At 71.9% G+C, this 17,190-nt stretch carries 13 protein-coding genes; 8 read left to right on the top strand and 5 right to left on the bottom strand.

What is annotated here, in order from left to right; translation table 11 throughout:
- Window positions 1–109 precede the first annotated feature (109 nt).
- Genes AC2D9U_RS21910 through AC2D9U_RS21900 form a run of 3 tightly spaced genes read right to left on the bottom strand, consistent with a single transcriptional unit; the run spans window position 110 to window position 2,885 of the window.
- Complete coding sequence (locus AC2D9U_RS21910) at window positions 110–1,240, bottom strand: NAD(P)/FAD-dependent oxidoreductase (RefSeq protein ID WP_484753163.1); 1,131 nt, start codon at window positions 1,238–1,240, stop codon at window positions 110–112.
- Entirely contained in the window at window positions 1,237–2,601 is a 1,365-nt protein-coding gene (locus AC2D9U_RS21905; RefSeq protein WP_484753159.1) for an FAD-dependent oxidoreductase, read from the bottom strand. Before AC2D9U_RS21905 ends, AC2D9U_RS21910 begins: the two co-directional genes overlap by 4 nt.
- Window positions 2,586–2,885, bottom strand: coding sequence for a (2Fe-2S)-binding protein (locus tag AC2D9U_RS21900; protein WP_484753156.1), 300 nt, complete (start codon window positions 2,883–2,885; stop codon window positions 2,586–2,588). The genes AC2D9U_RS21905 and AC2D9U_RS21900 overlap by 16 nt, the downstream gene beginning before the upstream one ends.
- Before the next feature lie 89 nt (window positions 2,886–2,974).
- On the opposite strand from AC2D9U_RS21900, the gene AC2D9U_RS21895 reads away from it, so the two are divergent.
- The 5 genes from AC2D9U_RS21895 (at window position 2,975) to AC2D9U_RS21875 (ending at window position 11,677) form a co-directional block, all read left to right on the top strand.
- Complete coding sequence (locus AC2D9U_RS21895) at window positions 2,975–3,895, top strand: LysR family transcriptional regulator (protein ID WP_484753153.1); 921 nt, start codon at window positions 2,975–2,977, stop codon at window positions 3,893–3,895.
- 90 nt (window positions 3,896–3,985) lie between these two features.
- Window positions 3,986–6,028, top strand: coding sequence for a hydantoinase/oxoprolinase family protein (locus AC2D9U_RS21890; RefSeq protein WP_484753150.1), 2,043 nt, complete (start codon window positions 3,986–3,988; stop codon window positions 6,026–6,028).
- Window positions 6,029–6,033: 5 nt separating this feature from the next.
- Window positions 6,034–7,998 (top strand): hydantoinase B/oxoprolinase family protein, encoded by a 1,965-nt coding sequence (locus tag AC2D9U_RS21885; protein ID WP_484753147.1) that lies wholly within the window; start codon window positions 6,034–6,036, stop codon window positions 7,996–7,998.
- Window positions 7,998–9,338: an NAD(P)/FAD-dependent oxidoreductase gene (locus tag AC2D9U_RS21880; RefSeq protein WP_484753145.1), complete on the top strand. Its 1,341-nt coding sequence runs from the start codon at window positions 7,998–8,000 to the stop codon at window positions 9,336–9,338. The genes AC2D9U_RS21885 and AC2D9U_RS21880 overlap by 1 nt, the downstream gene beginning before the upstream one ends.
- A gap of 647 nt (window positions 9,339–9,985) precedes the next feature.
- Window positions 9,986–11,677, top strand: coding sequence for a calcium-binding protein (locus AC2D9U_RS21875; protein ID WP_484753143.1), 1,692 nt, complete (start codon window positions 9,986–9,988; stop codon window positions 11,675–11,677).
- 344 nt (window positions 11,678–12,021) lie between these two features.
- On the opposite strand, the gene AC2D9U_RS21870 is transcribed toward AC2D9U_RS21875, so the two are convergent.
- Both AC2D9U_RS21870 and AC2D9U_RS21865 read right to left on the bottom strand, forming a co-directional pair.
- Complete coding sequence (locus AC2D9U_RS21870) at window positions 12,022–12,576, bottom strand: gamma-glutamylcyclotransferase (protein ID WP_484753141.1); 555 nt, start codon at window positions 12,574–12,576, stop codon at window positions 12,022–12,024.
- 1 nt (window position 12,577) lies between these two features.
- Entirely contained in the window at window positions 12,578–13,471 is an 894-nt protein-coding gene (locus tag AC2D9U_RS21865; protein WP_484753139.1) for a prephenate dehydratase, read from the bottom strand.
- Window positions 13,472–13,667: 196 nt separating this feature from the next.
- Between AC2D9U_RS21865 and AC2D9U_RS21860 the strand changes: the two genes are divergently transcribed.
- From AC2D9U_RS21860 to AC2D9U_RS21850, 3 genes are read left to right on the top strand one after another with little or no spacing between them, the layout of a single operon-like run.
- On the top strand, window positions 13,668–14,207 hold the full coding sequence (locus AC2D9U_RS21860) for a c-type cytochrome (RefSeq protein WP_484753134.1): 540 nt from the start codon (window positions 13,668–13,670) through the stop codon (window positions 14,205–14,207).
- Window position 14,208: 1 nt separating this feature from the next.
- Window positions 14,209–14,991 carry a histidinol-phosphatase gene (gene hisN, locus AC2D9U_RS21855; protein ID WP_484753132.1) on the top strand — a complete coding sequence of 261 codons (783 nt, stop codon included), beginning with the start codon at window positions 14,209–14,211 and terminating at the stop codon, window positions 14,989–14,991.
- A gap of 48 nt (window positions 14,992–15,039) precedes the next feature.
- Window positions 15,040–16,896, top strand: a complete 1,857-nt coding sequence (locus tag AC2D9U_RS21850; protein ID WP_484753129.1) for an extracellular solute-binding protein — start codon at window positions 15,040–15,042, stop codon at window positions 16,894–16,896.
- Window positions 16,897–17,190: the final 294 nt, after the last annotated feature.

The following is a 17,190-nucleotide window of genomic DNA, read 5'->3' as shown; positions in this document are numbered from 1 at the left end:
TGACGATGCTACGGGCCGCCCGGCGGCGCGATCCGCTTCAATCGCCGGCATGGGTGAGAGATGCAGGCGTTGTGGCGCGGGGTCACAGCAGAAGATTCTGCCGTCGGGGTCATGCGCCCGTGCCGGTGGCAAAACGGGTGATGGCGAAGGGCGTGATCGGCACGCCCGGCGCGCCGGTCGCGATCAGCTCGGCCATGGTGGCGCCCACGCCGGGGCCGAGCTGGAAGCCGTGGCCGCAGAAGCCGAAGGCGTAGAACAGGCCGGCGACGCGCCCGCTCGGCCCCATCACCGGGATGTCGTCGGGCATGTAGCCCTCCACGCCGCTCCAGCTGCGGATGACGGAGAGGCTGCGCAGCGCGGGCAGCAGCCGCGCGATGGCCGGCAATTGCGCCAGCGTGCAGAGCGGGTCGAGCCGCGCGCGGCGCGTCTCCAGCGAGGCCTCGCTGCGGTTGCCGCCGCCGAAGACGATGTTGCCGCGCTTGACCTGCCGCAGATACACGCCCTCTTCCGCCACCTGCGTCGCGATGCCGAGCACGGGGGCGATGCGATAGGGCACGGGCTCGGTCACGCCCATCTGCGGGCCGCGCGGGGTGATCGGCACCGGCTCGCCGAAGGCGGCGGCAAGCCGCCCGCCCCAGGCGCCGGCGCAGACCAGCAGCAGCGGCGCGCGGAAGCTGCCCTGCCGCGTCTCCGCCACGAAATCCTCGGCCGATTTGGCGATGCCCAGCACCTCGACGCCTTCCTGCACCAGCGCCCCTTCGCGCCGCGCGGCACGCGCGAAGGCGGGCGCGGCGAGACGCGGATTGGCGTGGCCATCCTGCGGCGAGAAGGAACCCATCCGCAGCTCGGGCGAGAGGAAGGGAAAGCGCATGCGCAGCGCATTGCCGCTGAGGAGTTCGAGCGCGAGCCCGAACGGCCGGGCGTCGCGCGCATAGGCTTCGAGGGTCGCGACATCGGCGTCGCGGAAGGCGAGGCGCAGATGCCCGCTCGGCAGGAATTCGGCGTCCTCGCCGATCAGCTCGGGCAGGCGCCCCCAGATCTCGCGCGACCGATGGGCAAGCGGAAGCTGCGGCAGGAAACGGCCCTGGCGGCGTACATTGCCGAAATTCGTGCCGCTCGCATGGCTGCCGACCATGTCGCGTTCCAGCAGGATCACCGAAAGCCCGCGCCGGCGCAGGAAGAAGGCACTGGCCGCGCCCATCAGCCCGCCGCCGACGATCAGCACATCGGCCTGGCTCATGGCCCGGCCCGCGTCGCGGCGGGCAGCGGCTTGACCGGCGCGGCGCCGCGCAGCCGGCCCACCGCCGCCACCGGCACGCCGCGCGCCGCCGCCAGCACCTCGGCCGCCGCGGCGCCGCAGACGCGCCCCTGGCAGCGGCCCATGCCGATGCGCGCGAAGGCCTTGGCACGGTTCACCTCCGGCGCATCGAGCGCGCCCGCGGCATGGCGAAGCGCGCCCGCGGGGATCGACTCGCAACGGCAGAGCAGGGCGTCGTCGGGCAGCGCGGCGGCGAGCGGCGCGGGCCAGGGGAAGGCGCGTTCCAGCCCCCGCCGGAACAGGTTCATCCGCCACAGGCGCCGGCGCAGCAGGGTCGTCTCCAGCACATCCACGGGCTGGCCGAGATCGGCGAGCGCGGCGCAGGCGGCGAGCTGGCCAGCGAGCTCGGCGGCCTCCGCGCCGCGGATCTGCGCGCCATCGCCGGCCAGGTAGACGCCGGGCACGCTGCTGCGCCCCTCGGCATCGGTGACGGGCAGCCATTGCCGCGCGCCGGCATCGAAGGCGAAGGCGCAGCCGGCAAGGTCGGCGAGCTGCGTCTCGCTGCGCAGCCCGTGGCCGAGGGCGACGGCGTCGCAGGCGGTGCGCTGGGGCCGGCCCGCGCCATCCTGCCAGTGCAGCGCCGCGACGCGCCCCTCGCCCTCCACGGCCAGCGGGCGGGCGCCGGAGGCGAGCCGCACGCCGGCGCGGCGCAGCGCCAGCATGTAGCGCAGCCCGCGCGCGACCAGACCCGGCCGCGCCAGCATCCAGGGCAGGGCGCGCAGCGTCGCGGCGCGGGGGCTGGTGTCGAGCACGGCGCGCAGATCGGCGCCAGCCTTCAGGTATTGCCAGGCGACCAGGTAGAGCAGCGGCCCGGTGCCGAGAAAGACCGGCTGGCGCCCGAGCGTGCAGGCCTGCGCCTTCAGGGCGATCTGCGCCGCCCCCAGCGTGAACACGCCCGGCAGCGTCCAGCCCGGCAGCGGCATCACGCGGTCCGTGGCACCGGTGGCGAGGATCAGCGCGGCGAAGGGCAGGCTCTCGCTGCGCCCCGCCGCCTGGACCAGCACGGCGCGCTCGCGGATCGCCCAGGCAAGCGTGCCCGGGCGCCAGTCGCAACGCGCGCGGATGGCATCGGCAGTGGCGTGCAGGGCGCGGGCGCGCGCGGCCTCGCTGCCATAGAGCGCCTCGGGCGGGCGGGTGAAGCCCGGCGGCTGGCGGCGGTAGATCTGCCCGCCATCCTGCGCGGATTCCTCGATCAGCACGGGGCGCAGCCCGGCGGCGAGCAGGCGCTCGGCGGCGCGGATGCCGGCAGGGCCGGCGCCCACCACGATCACGGCAGGGGCCATGGCGCCTCTCCGGTCACGATGCGCATGTCGGCCGCGACGGGGGTGGAGCAGGCACGCAGGCGCTCCCCGGCCTCGGTCCAGACCCAGCAATCCTGGCAGGCGCCCATCAGGCAGAAGCCGGCGCGCGGGCCGTCGCCGAACTCGCTCAGCCGCAGCCGCGCGCCGGCGCCGAGCAGCGCCACCAGCAGCGTGTCGCCCGCCAGCGCCGAGAGCTCGGCCCCATCCACGAAGATGCGCACGGCCGGCCTTGCGGCCTCCCCCACGCGATGCACCAACCCCGCCATGGCGGCAGGCTCGGGCGGGCGGGGGCGGGCTGTCCAATCGGCTTTCGGCCCCGTTGCATAAGCCGCACCTATGGGCGGATGATCGGCGCATGAATGCCCGCCAGATCGAGGTCTTCCGCAGCATCATGCGCCTGGGCACGCTGACGGCGGCCGCGCAGGCGCTGGGCGTGTCGCAGCCGGCGCTCTCACAGCTGCTGCTGCATGCGGAGGACCAGCTGGGCTACAAGCTGTTCCGGCGGCTGCGCGGGCGGCTGGTGCCCACGCCCGAGGCCCTGCAGCTCTACCCCGAGGCCGAGCGCCTGCACCGGGAGATCGAGGATTTCCGCCGCCACGCGGTGGGGCTGAAGGATGGCGCGGCGGGCACGGTGCGGCTGGTCGCCTCGGCGCCGCCCTCACTCTCCTTCCTGCCGCGTGCGCTGGCCGCCTTCCGCGCCGCGCTGCCGGGCGTGCGGCTCTCGGTCTTCGTGCTGCCGGTGCAGATGGCGAGCGAGATGCTGGCGCGCGGCGACGCCGATCTCGGCGTGGCGCTGAGCGATGTCTCCACCGCGCTCGTCGTGGCCGAGACGATCGGCCATGCGGAGCTGGTCTGCGTGCTGCCGGCCGGGCATCGGCTGGCGCGGCGCAAGGCCGTGACGGCCGAGGCGCTGCAGCAGGAGACGCTGATCTCCTACCGCCCGGACAGCCTGCCGGGGCAGCTGCTGATGCAGGGCTTCGCGCGCGCGGGGCTCGACTACCGCACGCAGGTGGAGATCGACGTGTCGATCATCGCGCTGTCCTTCGTGCAGCAGGGGCTGGGCGTGGCGCTGGTGGACGGGCTGATCCCCTGGGAGAGCCATCCCGGCCTGGTGGTGCGGCCCTTCCGCCCGCTGCTGCGCCTGCCGGTCGCGATCCTGACCGGCACGCGCCGGCCGCTCTCCCTGCCGCAGGCGCGGCTGCGCGAGGGGCTGCGCGCGGCCTTCGCGGCGCATGCGGCGGCGCCGGCGGCCCGGGGGCTGCTCAGCCCGGCATAAGCCGGCCTTATCCGGTGCCGCCGGATTTCTCTTGGACAGGGCGCGCGCGCGCGGGCGTGCTGGCGCGGCACAGCAGCGGGACGGCAGCGCATGACCTGGCGCATCGGCGTCGATATCGGCGGCACCTTCATCGATTTCTGCGCGCTCGAGGCCAGGACGGGGCGGATGCACACGCTCAAGGTGCTGACCACGCCCGACGCGCCGGGGCGCGAGGTGCTGGAAGGCCTCGCCCTGCTCGAGCAGCGGCACGGGCTGGATCCGGCCGCCGTCTCGGCCTTCGTGCATGGCACCACGGTCGGCATCAACACCGTGATCCAGCGCAAGGGCGCGGCACTCGCCCTGGTGACGAATGCGGGCTTCGAGGATGTGGTGGAACTCGCCCGGCTGCGCATGCCCGACATGTACAGCCTGTTCTGCGCGCGGCCCGACCCGCTGATCCCGCGCGACCGCATCTTCGGCGTGCCCGGCCGCATCCTCGCCGATGGCAGCGAGGCCGCGCCGCTCGACCCGGCGGCGCTGCGCGCGGCGGCCGCGCAGGCCCGCGCGGCGGGGGCGGAGGGCATCATCGTCTCCTTCCTCCATGCCTATCGCAACACGGCGCATGAACAGCAGGCGATCGCCATCCTGCGCGCGGCGGCGCCGGATCTCTTCGTCTTCGCCGCCGCCGCGATCTGGCCGGTGATCCGCGAATATGAGCGCACGACCACGGGCATCCTGAACGGCTATGTGCATCCGCGCGTGGACCGCTACCTCGCCTCGCTCGAGACCGCGCTGGCCGCGCGCGGCGTGGCGGCGACGCCGATGATCACGAAGTCGAATGGCGGCATCATGCGCGCCGGGCTCGGCCGCACGGCCTGCGTCTCCATGCTGCTCTCGGGCACCGCCTCGGGCGTCATGGGCGCAGCCTTCCTGGCGCGCCAGGCGGGGGTGGCGCGCGCGCTCACGCTCGACATCGGCGGCACCAGCGCGGATGTCGCGCTGATCCTGGATGGCGAGCCGCAATTCGGCACGGGCGAGATGATCGGCGAGTTCCCGCTGCACGTGCCGTCCGTCTCCGTCTCCTCGATCGGCGATGGCGGCGGCTCGATCGCCAGCGTGGACGGCTTCGGCATGCTGAAGGTCGGGCCCGAGAGCGCGGGCTCGACCCCCGGCCCTGCCTGCTATGGCCGCGGCGGCACGCGCGCGACCATCACCGACGCCATGGCGGTCTGCGGCCTGCTCGGCCATGTGCCGCTCGCCTATGCCTCGGTCGCGATGGATCGCGGGCGGGCGGCGGCGGCGGTGGGCGAACTCGCCGCGCGGCTCGGTCGCGGGCTGGAGGAGACGGCGGCGGCGATCGTCGATGTCGCCATCTCCGCCATGTTCGCCGAGGTGAACAAGCTGGTCGCGCGGCATGGCGTGGACCTGCGCGACTTCACGCTGCTGCCCTTCGGCGGGGCGGGGCCGATGCTGGGCTGCCTGCTGGCGCGCGAGCTCGGCATCGCGCGCGTGATGATCCCGCGCCGGCCCGGCGTGGTGAGCGCGCTGGGCGGGCTGATCGCGGATGCGAAGACCGATGTGGTGCGCACGCTTTTCCTCGACCTCGAGGCCGCGAACCTGCCCGCGCTGCGCACCGCGCTGGCGGCGCTGCGCGATGAAGGGCTGCACTGGCTGCGCGCGGAGCAGGGCTTCGACGGGCCGGCCACGCTGCGCCTGTCCGCCGAGATGCGCTATCGCGGCCAATCCTTCGAGATCGAGGCGCCGCTCGAGCCCGGCTGGATCGAGGCCGGCGACCTCGATTCCATCCGCGCCGCCTTCCATCGCCGCCACGCCGCGATCTACGACTTCCACGATGAGGCCGCCGCCGTGCAGGTGGTGAATCTGCGCCTGGTCGTCATCGGCCCCACCGCGCCGCCGGCCATGCCCGACGAGCCGCGCGTCGAGGGCCCGCCCCGGCCGGAGCGGGAGGTGCGCGCCTGGCTCGACGGCGCCTGGGCGGAGGTGCCGCTGTACCTGCGCGACGCGCTGCATCACGGCCACGCCTTCCAGGGCCCGGCCATCGTGGCGCAGGCGGATTCCACCGCCATCATCCCCGCCGGCTTCACCGCATCGGTCGATGCGCTCGGCAACCTGCATCTGGACGCGGAGGGCTGAACGCCATGGACAAGGTCACGCTGCAGGTCTTCGCCAACCATGCCCGCGCGGCGGCGGAGAACATGGCCTACACGCTCTACCGCACGGCGCATTCCACCTTCGTGAAGGAGACGGAGGATTTCACCGTCCAGATCCTGGAGCCGGGCGGCAAGGTGGCCGCCGTGCCGATGGATTTCGGCGCCACCTGGTATCCGGGCATCGACTACGGCGCCGCCATCGCCGGCATCAACGACTACGAGCCCGGCGATGTCGGCTTCACCAACGATCCCTACAGCGGCTACCTCGCCACCCATGTGCCGGACCTGCACATGTGGAAGCCGATCTTCGAGGAGGGCGAGATCCTCGCCTGGGCCTGCGGGCACATCCACAACACCGACATGGGCGGCGCGGTGCCGGCCAGCCTCTCCCGCGCCCTGACCGAGGTGCACCAGGAAGGCATCCGCTTCCCGCCGATGAAGATGTACCGGCGCGGCGCGCTGAACACCGAGGCGCTGCGCGTGATGCTGCTGAACGTGCGCAAGCCGGAACAGAATCTCGGCGACCTCAAGGCCTTCACCGGCGCGCTCGCCACCGGGGAGCGCAAGCTGCGCGCGATGATCCGCAAATTCGGCGTGGACGGCTTCCGCCGGGGCCTCGCCGGGCTGCTCGACTACGCCGAGCACCAGGCGCGGGAAGTGCTGCGCTCCATCCCCGACGGCGAGTACCGCTTCGCCGATTATTGCGACGAGGACGGGCCGGAGGGCAACCCGGTGCGGCTCGCGCTGCGCCTCGTCATCCGGGGCGAGGAGGCGGTGCTCGACTTCACCGGCACGGATCCGCAGCTCACTTCGGCATTGAACGTGCCCACGGGCAGCCATCCGCGGCACACCCTGCTGCTGGTGGGGGTGTATTATGTGCTCTACACCTTCAATCCGGGCCTTCTGCTCAATGCCGGCCTCACCCGCCCCTTCACCTGCATCGTGCCCGAGGGCACGGCGCTGAACCCCGCCTTCCCCGCCGCGGTGGGCATGCGCAGCCTGACCTGCGCGCGCATCCGCAGCCTGATCTTCGGCGCCTTCAGCCTGGCCGTGCCGGGCCGGATGCCGGCCGCGCCGGCGGGCAGTTCCTCCATCCTCAACGTGATGACGACCGACAACCGCACACGGCGCAGCGTGCTGGCGGCGATCAACCCGATCGTGGGCGGCGGCGGCGGCATGCCGATGCGCGACGGCACCAATGGCTCGGGCGCGGACAGCGCCTATCTCAAGAACACGCCGATCGAGATCACCGAGACCGAGGTGCCGATCCGCATCCTGCGCTACGGGTTGATGCCCGACACCGGCGGGGCGGGGCGCTGGCGGGGCGGGCTGGCCACGGCGCTCGACTTCACCGTCTTCGCCCCTGAATCGCGCGTCACCGCGCGCAACCGCGACCGCTGCCGCTTCCGCCCCTGGGGGATCCTCGGCGGGCAGCCCGGCGCGCCCTCGGATTTCGTGCTGAATCCGGGCACGGTGGGCCAGCGCGTGCTGGGCAATGTCGATACGCTGGCGATGGCGCCGGGCGATGTGCTGCACATCCACTCGCCGGGCGGCGGCGGGCGGGGCGACCCGTTGGAACGCCCACCGGAATTGGTGCTGGCGGATGTGCGGCGCGGCTATGTCTCGGTGGCGGCGGCGGCGCGCGACTATGCGGTGGTGATCCGCGACGGCGCGCTCGACCTGCCGGCCACCGCGGCGCTGCGCGCGGCGCGGCACCCCCCCTTCGCCGGCCATTTCCGCTTCGGGCCGGAGCGCGAGGCGCATGAAGCGATCTGGACAGAGGCAGCCTACGACGCGATGACCGGGATCATGACCTCCCTGCCCACACATTGGCGCTTCTTCGTGAAGACGCGCCTGTTCGCCCTGCGGCGCGAGCCCGCACCGGATGGCGCGGCCGCCGTCCGCGACGCCTTCGCGCGGCTCTGCGCGCAGACCCCGGGGCTGGCACCGTGATGGTCGCGACCCGCGCCCTCGATTCCGTGCCGAGCGATGCGGCGTTGCCTGAAGCCGCCGATGTGGTGGTGATCGGCGGCGGCATCATCGGCGTCTCCACCGCCTGGCACCTGGCCAAGGCGGGACATTCCGTCGCGCTCGTCGAGAAGGGCGTGGTGGCGGGCGAGCAGTCCAGCCGCAACTGGGGCTGGTGCCGCACCTTCAACCGCGATGCGCGCGAGATCGCGCTGATGCAGCACAGCCAGGCGCTGTGGGACAGCCTGCCGGCCGAGATCGGCGCCGATATGGGCTTCCGCCGCAACGGGCTCATCTACGTCACCAAGGATCCGCAGCAGCTCGCCGATTGGCAAGCCTGGGTCGACATGGCGCAGCCCTACCAGACCGGCGCGCGCATGATCGATGCGGCGGAGGCGAAGCGCCTCACGCCCGGCAATGCGCAAGCGTGGATCGGCGGCATCGTCTCCCCGCGTGACGGGCGGGCCGAGCCTGCGATGGCGGCGCCCACGCTGGCCCGGGCGGCGCGCGCGCGGGGCGTGACGCTGCACCAGGGCTGCGCGGCGCGCGGGCTCGACACCAAGGGCGGGCGCATCGCCGGCGTCTTCACCGAGAAGGGGCGCATCCGCACCCAGGCAGTGGTGCTGGCGGGCGGGGCCTGGGCCTCGATGTTCCTGCGCCGGCACGGCATCCGCCTGCCGCAATCCTCGGTGCACTCGACGATCTTCGCGACCACGCCGGGCCCGCAGGTCAGCCCCGGGCCGCTGCTGACGCCCGATTTCATCCTGACGCCGCTGCTCGACGGCGGCTACCTGGTCGCCGCCAAGGCGCGCGGGCGGCTGGAGCTGACGCCGGCCGGCATCCGCTATGCGCGGGATTTCCTGCCGGCGCTGCGGAAGAACTGGAAGCTGGTGGAGCTGCGCTTCGGCCGTTCCTTCTTCGCAGGGCCGGACGCGCTGCATGGGCGCTGGTCCTTCGACCAGCCCACGGTGTTCGAGCGCATGCGCGTGCTGGAGGCGACGCCCAAGGCGGATATCGTGGCCCCCGCCCTGCGCGAGATCGCCGCCGCCTATCCCGAGCTGGCCGGCCTGCAGGTGGCGCGGCTCTGGGCCGGCTGGATCGATTCAACGCCGGATGCGGTGCCGGTGATCGCGCCGGTGCCGTCGCTGCCGGGGCTGGTGGTGGCGGCCGGCTTCAGCGGGCATGGCTTCGGCATCGGCCCCGGCGCGGGGCGGCTGGCGGCGGATCTTGCCACCGGCGCGCCGCCGATCGTGGATCCCGCCGCCTTCCGGCTCGACCGTTTCGATCGTTTCGACCGCGGCTCCAGCACCATGGACAGACACTGATACCAAGGGCGCGAAGGTTTCACCTTCCTGCCCCTCAGTCGCGTCCTGCCGAAGGCAGGCCTCCGGCGTGACGCGGCGCGCCTTCGCGCGCTCGGCCCTTCGGGCCGCAGGTCGGAACGCCCTGTGCGTGGTATCGATGCGCTTCGCGTTCTCGATCGCGACGAGGAACGGCTGTCGGTTCGCCGCCTTCCACCTCACCCCGCCTGGATCGGCACGGCTCGGCACATGCACCGGCTTCCGGAGCAGGCCCAAGGGAAACGCGCCAGAGCCCACCGCCGGGTCGATCGCCGGGCAGCGCTCAATGGCGGCGATCAGTGTGGCGGACTCAGCATCCGCGAAGCACGGGGCGAGCAGGTCTTCGAACACCTTGCCGAGGACCTCAAGCCTCCGCCTTTTCGGCGGGAGGGTCAGCCCGGCAATCGCCTTGTCCGTCAGCTTCGCCATGTCGGCCCTCAGACGTCGCCGACGGACCCGCCCGGCCTGGGGCGCGGCTTCGCCAGGGCTGTCGCGCCGCCCCGGCCGCGCGCAACAACTGCAACACGCCACGCAGCAACGGAAACAGCCCGCGCCACCGGCAGGAAACCTGCGCGGCGCATGCTCTCCTCACGGGCGGCCAGGATGTCGCCACTCGAACAGGAGAGACGACGATGGCCACCTTCCAGATCAACCTCACCGACAGTGACGACATCTTCTACGGCTCGGAGCAGGCGCCCTTCCTCGGGCTCGGCGACGCGGATTCCCTGATCGTCTTCGGCCTGAAGGGCAACGACACGCTGACCGGCAGCGGGGGTGTGGACACGCTCAATGGCGGGGAGGGCAATGACCGGCTGATGACCTCCTACGGCGCCGGGGGCGACATGCTGGTCGGCGATGCCGGCAACGACCAATTCATGGTCTTCGGCTCCGAGCGGGTGATGATGCATGGCGGCACCGGCGACGACCGCTACACCGTCACCAACGCAAAGGCCTTCGGGATCGTCGAGCTGGCCGGCGCGGAGGGCGGGATCGACACGCTCGCCTGGGAAGCCTTCGTGCCGGGGGCGAGCATCACGCTCGACGCGAATGTCGAGAACCTCGAGATCATCGGCATCCAGCTCGACGGCCCGTCCAGCGTGGACAGCACCAACGGCACCAAGTCGGGCGAAGGCTCGGTGGGCGCCAAGGCGCTCGGCAATGCGAGCGCCAACCTGATGACCGGCAGCGACCGCGACGACACGCTCGACGGCGGCGATGGCCATGACACGGTGAATGGCGGCGCGGGCGCGGACAGCCTGCATGGCGGCCTTGGCCATGACAGCCTGCTGGGCGGCAACGGCAACGACACCCTGCTGGGCGGCGACCACAACGACATCCTGCGCGGCGGGGCGGGGAACGACTCGCTCTATGGCGAGGCCGGCAACGACACGCTGTTCGGCGATGCCGGCTTCGACCGGCTCTCGGGTGGCACGGGCGACGACACCTATGTGATCGGCGCGACCAGCCACACCCTGGTCGAGGCCGTCGGCGCCGGCAACGACACGGTCCAGACCACGCTGCTCTCCTTCACGCTCGGCGCGGAGATCGAGAACCTCACCTTCACCCTCGGCAATGCCGGCATCACCGACCGCACCGGTACCGGCAACGCGGCCGGCAACACGCTGGTCGGGCATAGCGGCCACGACCAGCTCTTCGGCCTGGATGGCGCCGATGCGCTGGTCGGCAACAACGGCAATGACAGCCTCTGGGGCGGCACCGGCAATGACTGGCTCTCGGGCAGCTACGGCGTGGACTGGCTGCGCGGCGAGGCGGGGAACGACACGCTGCTCGGCGGCGACGACATGGACTACCTCTATGGCGGCGACGGCAATGACGCGCTGGATGGCGGCAATGGGTCCGACATCCTCTTCGGCGATGCGGGCAATGACAGCGTGGTGGGTGGCGCGGGCAACGACACGCTGTATGGCGGCAGCGGCAACGACACCATCTACGGCGGCGACGGCAATGACCGCCTGCGCGGCAACACCGGCGCCGACCGGCTCTACGGCGATGCCGGGGCGGACATCTTCATCTATGGCGCGACGGTGGACAGCACCGTGGCGGCGCGCGACTTCATCTACGGCTTCCAGACGGGCATCGACCGGATCGACCTCTCGGCGATCGACGCGAACACGCTGATGATCGGCGACCAGGCCTTCGGCGTCGTGACCGGGCCCGGGATCTTCGTGGATGGGCAGGTCTCCCTGGTCTCGACCCTGGTCGGCACCCGCGTCGATGTGGATGTGAACGCCGACGGCACGCTGGAGATGTCGATGGTCGTGGCGAATACCTGGGGCCTGACGGCGTCCGACTTCATCCTCTGAGCGGCGCTGGCGAGGGGACGTTGGGCATCGGCGCGCAGGCAGGGCGTGGCCCCAGGCGACGCCGCCCGCGCCGGAGCCCCGACCCCTTCACACGGTCATCGGGCAGCCAGGACAGAGTCCGACCGGATGGGGTCATCCGGTCGGAATTCTATATTTTGAAACAATAGGTTATATGGCACGGGCCGCGTTCCCGCGCACCCAGCGCGCTCTGTTGCCAAGCGCGGGAAGGTTTCACCTTCAAGCCCCGCAGACGCCGGGCCGGCCGCAGGGCGGGGCTTCGTGCGCCGGGCATGATGTGATGATCGCGAAACTCGCCTGCCGATTTCAGGGGCAGGACGCCAGCACTACTCCGGCAGCAGCGCCGCGATGCGGTTCAGGCCGGCGTCGCGCACGCCCATCGCGCGCAGATGCTCCACCGTGTTCAGCAGGTAGTCGCGGTTCGCCCCCATCTGGCCCACACCGCGCGCGATGGTCGCGGCGGCCTGTTCCGGCGGCAGACGGTCCACGAAGAGCCGGCAGGCGCGGTTGGCGACATAGGTCACGGCCGGCATGGGCTGCGCGCCGGGCAGGTCGAGCAGGCGCACCGGCAGCACGCGGCGGTGGTAGACCACCTCCGCCCCGTCCGGCAGTTCGCGATCGTCGAGGTAGTGCAGCACCTCGGCCGCGTGGCGCCCCGGCACACGGAAGGCCACACCCCGGCAGGCCCCACCGCGATCAAGCCCGAGCACGAGCCCCGGCTGTTCCGGCGTGCCGCGGTAGCGGTGCGACCAGAGGCAGAAACGCCGGTGGAAGCCGCGCAGCAGCGCCGGGTGGCTCCCCGCATGGGCGAAGCCCGGTCGCCAGATCAGGGAGCCATAGCCGAAGACGTAGAGATTGCCGTCGGGCGCGAGGGGCGGCATCTCAATTCCCGTCGGGCTGCGCCTGGCGGTAGGGGTGGGTGCGGTAGGTGCCGAGCACGCGCAGATCGGCGGAGAAATAGGCCAGCTCCTCCAGCGCGCGGGCCAGGCCCGGCTCGCCGGGGTGGCCATCGACATCGGCGAGGAACTGCGTCGCGGTGAAGGCGCCGCCGACCATGTAGCTCTCGAGCTTGGTCATGTTCACGCCATTCGTCGCGAAGCCGCCCAGCGCCTTGTAGAGCGCGGCGGGGATGTTGCGGACGCGGAAGACGAAGCTGGTGGCCCAGCCCGCGCCCTCGAAGGGCCCGGCGAGCGGCGTGAGGGAGGTGACGTAGAAGCGCGTGGTGTTGTGCGCCGCATCCTCGACATTGCGGCGCAGGATCTCGAGCCCGTAGATCTCGGCGGCCAGTTCGCTGGCGATGGCCGCGTCCTCGGTGCCGCCCCGCGCGGCGATGATCTCGGCGGCGCCGGCGGTGTCGGCCTCGATCACCGGGGTCAGCTTCAGCTCACGCAGCAGGTTCAGCACCTGGCCGAGCGCGACCGGATGGCTGTGCGCGCGCTTGAGCGTGGCGATGGACGCCCCCTTGGGGGCGAGCAGGCAGTGCTCCACCCGCTCGAAATGCTCGCCCACCACATGCAGGCCGGAATCGGGCAGCAGGCGGTGGATGTCGGGCACGCGCCCGGCCAGCGAATTCTCGCAGGGCAGCATGCCGAGCGTGGCGCGGCCTTCGCGCACCGCCGCGATCGCGGCCTCGAAAGAGGGGCAGGGCAGCGTCGTCCAGCCCGGATAGGCGTGCCGGCAGGCGAGGTCCGAATAGGCGCCGGGCACGCCCTGGAAGGCGATCACGCCCTTGGCCCCCTCGGCAGGGGCGGCGGCGGCGGGCTTGGGCGTCTGCATGGGTCTGAATCCTGGGGGCAATCGGGGGCTGATCCGGGCTTTCCGGCGGCGCGGCGGGTTGTCGTGGCCAGCCCACGCCTTTATATCCGCCGTGGTTTTACGGCAGGCCAACGCCGGCGCAACCCTTCACCCGCCGCGCGGTCTGGCGCGCCGGGCCGGAAGGGGGGCCCGGGCTTCTCGAAGGGTGCTCTCCAGCATGAGCCTGGAATTCAACAAGGCCGCAGCCGCGGTTCTGACCGCTGGCATCGCCTTCATGGTCACCGGCGTGATCGGCAATGCGCTGGTCTCGCCCCCGCGCCTCTATGAATCGGCGATCTCGATCGGCGCCGCGCCGCAGGCTGCGGCCCCCGCCGCCGCGCCGGCCGCTCCGGCGCTGGAGCCGGTGAGCCCGCTGCTCGCCGCCGCGAATGCGGATAACGGTCGCCAGCTTGCGCAGCGCGCCTGCGCCTCCTGCCACAATTTCGCGCAGGGTGGGCCGAACGGCGTGGGCCCGAACCTCTGGGGCATCGTGAACGCCAACCACGCGCGCGTGGCCGGCTTCAACTACTCCGCCGCCAACCGCGCCCTGGCCGACAAGCCCTGGGACTATGAAGCCCTGAACGCCTTCATTGCCCGGCCGGCCCAGGCGATGCCCGGCACGCGCATGGCCTATGCCGGCATGGCCAACGTGCAGAACCGCGCGGACGTCATCGCCTTCCTGCGCACCCTGGCCGCGACGCCGGCGCCCCTGCCCTGAGGTGAGCAACCCGGCCGCCTTCCTCGGCACAGCCGAAGCGGCGGCCGAGGCCGCGGGGGCGGCGATCCGGCCGCTCTTCCGCTCCGCCCTGCTGGTCGAGGCCAAGGGCGATGCCAGCCCCGTCACCGAAGCCGACAAGGCCGCGGAGCGGGCCATCCGCGCCCTGCTCGCCGATCGCCACCCGGATCACGGGGTGATCGGCGAGGAATATGGCGAGACCAACGCCGACGCCGAGTGGGTCTGGGTGCTGGATCCCATCGACGGCACGCGCGCCTTCGTCACCGGAAGGCCGCTCTTCGGGACGCTGATCGGCCTGCTGCATCGCGGCCGTCCCGTGCTGGGGCTGATCGACCAGCCCGCCACCGGCGAGCGCTGGACCGGCGTGGCCGGGCAGCCCACCCGCTTCCGCTCCACCATGGGCGGCAAGCCGCGCTGCCGGCCCTGCCGGAGCCTGGCCGAGGCTGAGCTGTCCTGCACCTCGCCCGACATGTTCGACGCGCAGAGCGCGCCGCGCTTTGCCGCGGTGAAGCAGGCCGCGCGGCGCACCACCTGGGGGGGCGATTGCTACGCCTATGGCCTGCTCGCCCTCGGCCTGGTGGATGTGGTGGTGGACGCCACCATGAAGCCCTGGGACTGGGCCGCCCTGGTCCCCGTCATCGAGGGCGCGGGCGGGCGCTGCACGGATTGGGCCGGCCAGCCGCTGCATCTGGGCAGCGACGGCACGGTGCTGGCCGTGGGTGACGCCGCTCTCCTGCCGGAAGTCACCGCGCTGCTCGCGGGATAATGGCAAGGGGCGTTGCCCTGGCGGGGGCGAACCCCCAATGTCTGGCGCATGCGCCGTCGTGACCTTCTCAGCCTCTCCGCCGCCCTCGGTCTCGCGCCGAGTGCCCTGCATGCCTCGACCCCCGCGGGCGGTTCCGCCGCGCCGGGGCAGGCGATCCGCACCCATGCGCTCTCCCTGCTGGGCGAGCCCGCCCTGCCGGTGGACTTCACCCACTTCCCCTGGGTGAACCCCGAGGCGCCGAAGGGGGGCGAGATCGCGCTGACCGCGCTCGGCAGTTTCGACAGCTTCAACCAGTTCGTGCTGCGCGGCACCGCCGCCGTCGGGCTCGGCCTGCTCTACGACACGCTGCTGAAGGAAAGCGCGGACGAGGCGAGCACCGAATACCCCTATCTCGCGCAATGGATCGACCTGCCCGCCGACCGGCTGGGCATCAGCTTCGAGCTGAACCCCGCCGCGCGCTGGCATGACGGCCGCCCGGTGACCGCGGCCGACGTGGTCTTCACCTTCAACACGCTGCGTACCCATGGCCGGCCCTTCTACCGGTCCTACTGGGGCGACGTGACCGAGGTGGTGGCGGAGAGCGAGCGCCGCGTCACCTTCCGCTTCCGCAACGCCGAGAATCGCGAGCTCGGGCTGATCCTGGGCCAGATGCCGGTGCTGCCGGCGCATTGGTGGCAGGGGCGCGACTTCGCGCGGCCGTTGCTCGACGCGCCGCTCGGCTCCGGTCCCTACCGGCTCGAACGTTTCGAGGCCGGGCGCAGCCTGGTCTATCGCCGCGTCGCCGATTGGTGGGCGCGCGACCTGCCGACCATGAAGGGCACGCAGAATTTCGACGTGCAGCGCTACGAGTATTTCCGCGACACCACCGTGGCACTGGAAGCCTTCAAGGCCGGGCAGATCGACTTCCGCACGGAGAACGTCGCGCGCGACTGGGCCACGGCCTATGACTTCCCCGCGGCGCGGCGTGGCCTGGTGAAGCGCGACGAGATCCGCCACGAACTGCCCACCGGCATGCAGGCCTTCGCGGTCAATCTCCGCCGCCCGCTCTTCCAGGATGCGCGCGTGCGCCAGGCGCTCAACCAGGTCTTCGACTTCGAGTGGATGAACGCCAACCTGTTCTTCGGCGCCTATGCGCGCACGAATTCCTTCTTCTCCAACTCGGAACTCGCCTCCTCCGGCCTGCCCACGGGTGCCGAACTCGCCGTGCTGGAGCGTTTCCGTGGGCGCGTGCCGGCCGAGGTCTTCACCGAGGAATTCAAGCTGCCCGTCACGGATGGCAGCGGCAACAACCGCGAGGGGCTGCGCCGCGCGCTCGCGCTGCTGCAGGCCGCGGGTTGGCGCGTGCAGGATCGCCGCCTGGTGAATGCGCGCAACCAGCGCTTCGAATTCGAGATCCTGCTGCAGGGCCCGACCTTCGAACGCATCGCCCTGCCCTATGTGCAGGCGCTCGAGCGCCTGGGGATGAGCGTGCGCGTGCGCACCGTGGACCCGGCGCAATACCAGACGCGGATCGACAATTTTGATTTCGACATGACCGTGGATGTGATGGGCCAATCCCTCTCGCCCGGCAACGAACAGCGCGATTTCTGGACCTGCGCGAAGGCCAACGAGAATGGCAGCCAGAACGTCGCCGGCATCTGCGACCCGGCGATCGATGAGCTGGTGGAACTCGTCGTCAACGCGCCGGACCGCGAGCAGCTCATCGCCCGCACCCGCGCGCTGGACCGCGTGCTGCTGTGGAACCACTTCGTGATCCCGCAATGGCACAACCGCACCTTCCGCGTCGCCTTCTGGGACAAGTTCGGCCGGCCTGCACGCAACCCGCGCTACGGGCTGGGGCTGGATAGCTGGTGGGTGGACGCGGCGCGCGAACGCGCACTCGCCGACGCACGGCGGACGCTGTAGTGGCGATGGGGTGTGCCTGGTGGTCGCGGGAGGGCTCTGCCCTCCCGCACCCTCCCGCCAAGGGTCAGTGGACCCTTGGAACCCATTTGATCAGGGCAGGATGGAAGAGGGGCATGGCGGGTCCGATGGTCCCGACGGTCGCTCCACGCCCCTCTTCCACCCTGCCCTATAATCGAGGTCCAGGAGCCCACTGGCTCCTGGCAGGGGGGTGCAGGGGGGACAGCGTCCCCCCTGCGATCCACTAGGGCACCCCCATGGCCGCCTCCCTCTCCCACCGGCTGTTTCTTGTTGTGC

It is taken from the genome of Roseomonas sp. TF40, from assembly GCF_057219975.1.
This window is presented reverse-complemented; position numbering and strand designations above follow the sequence as displayed.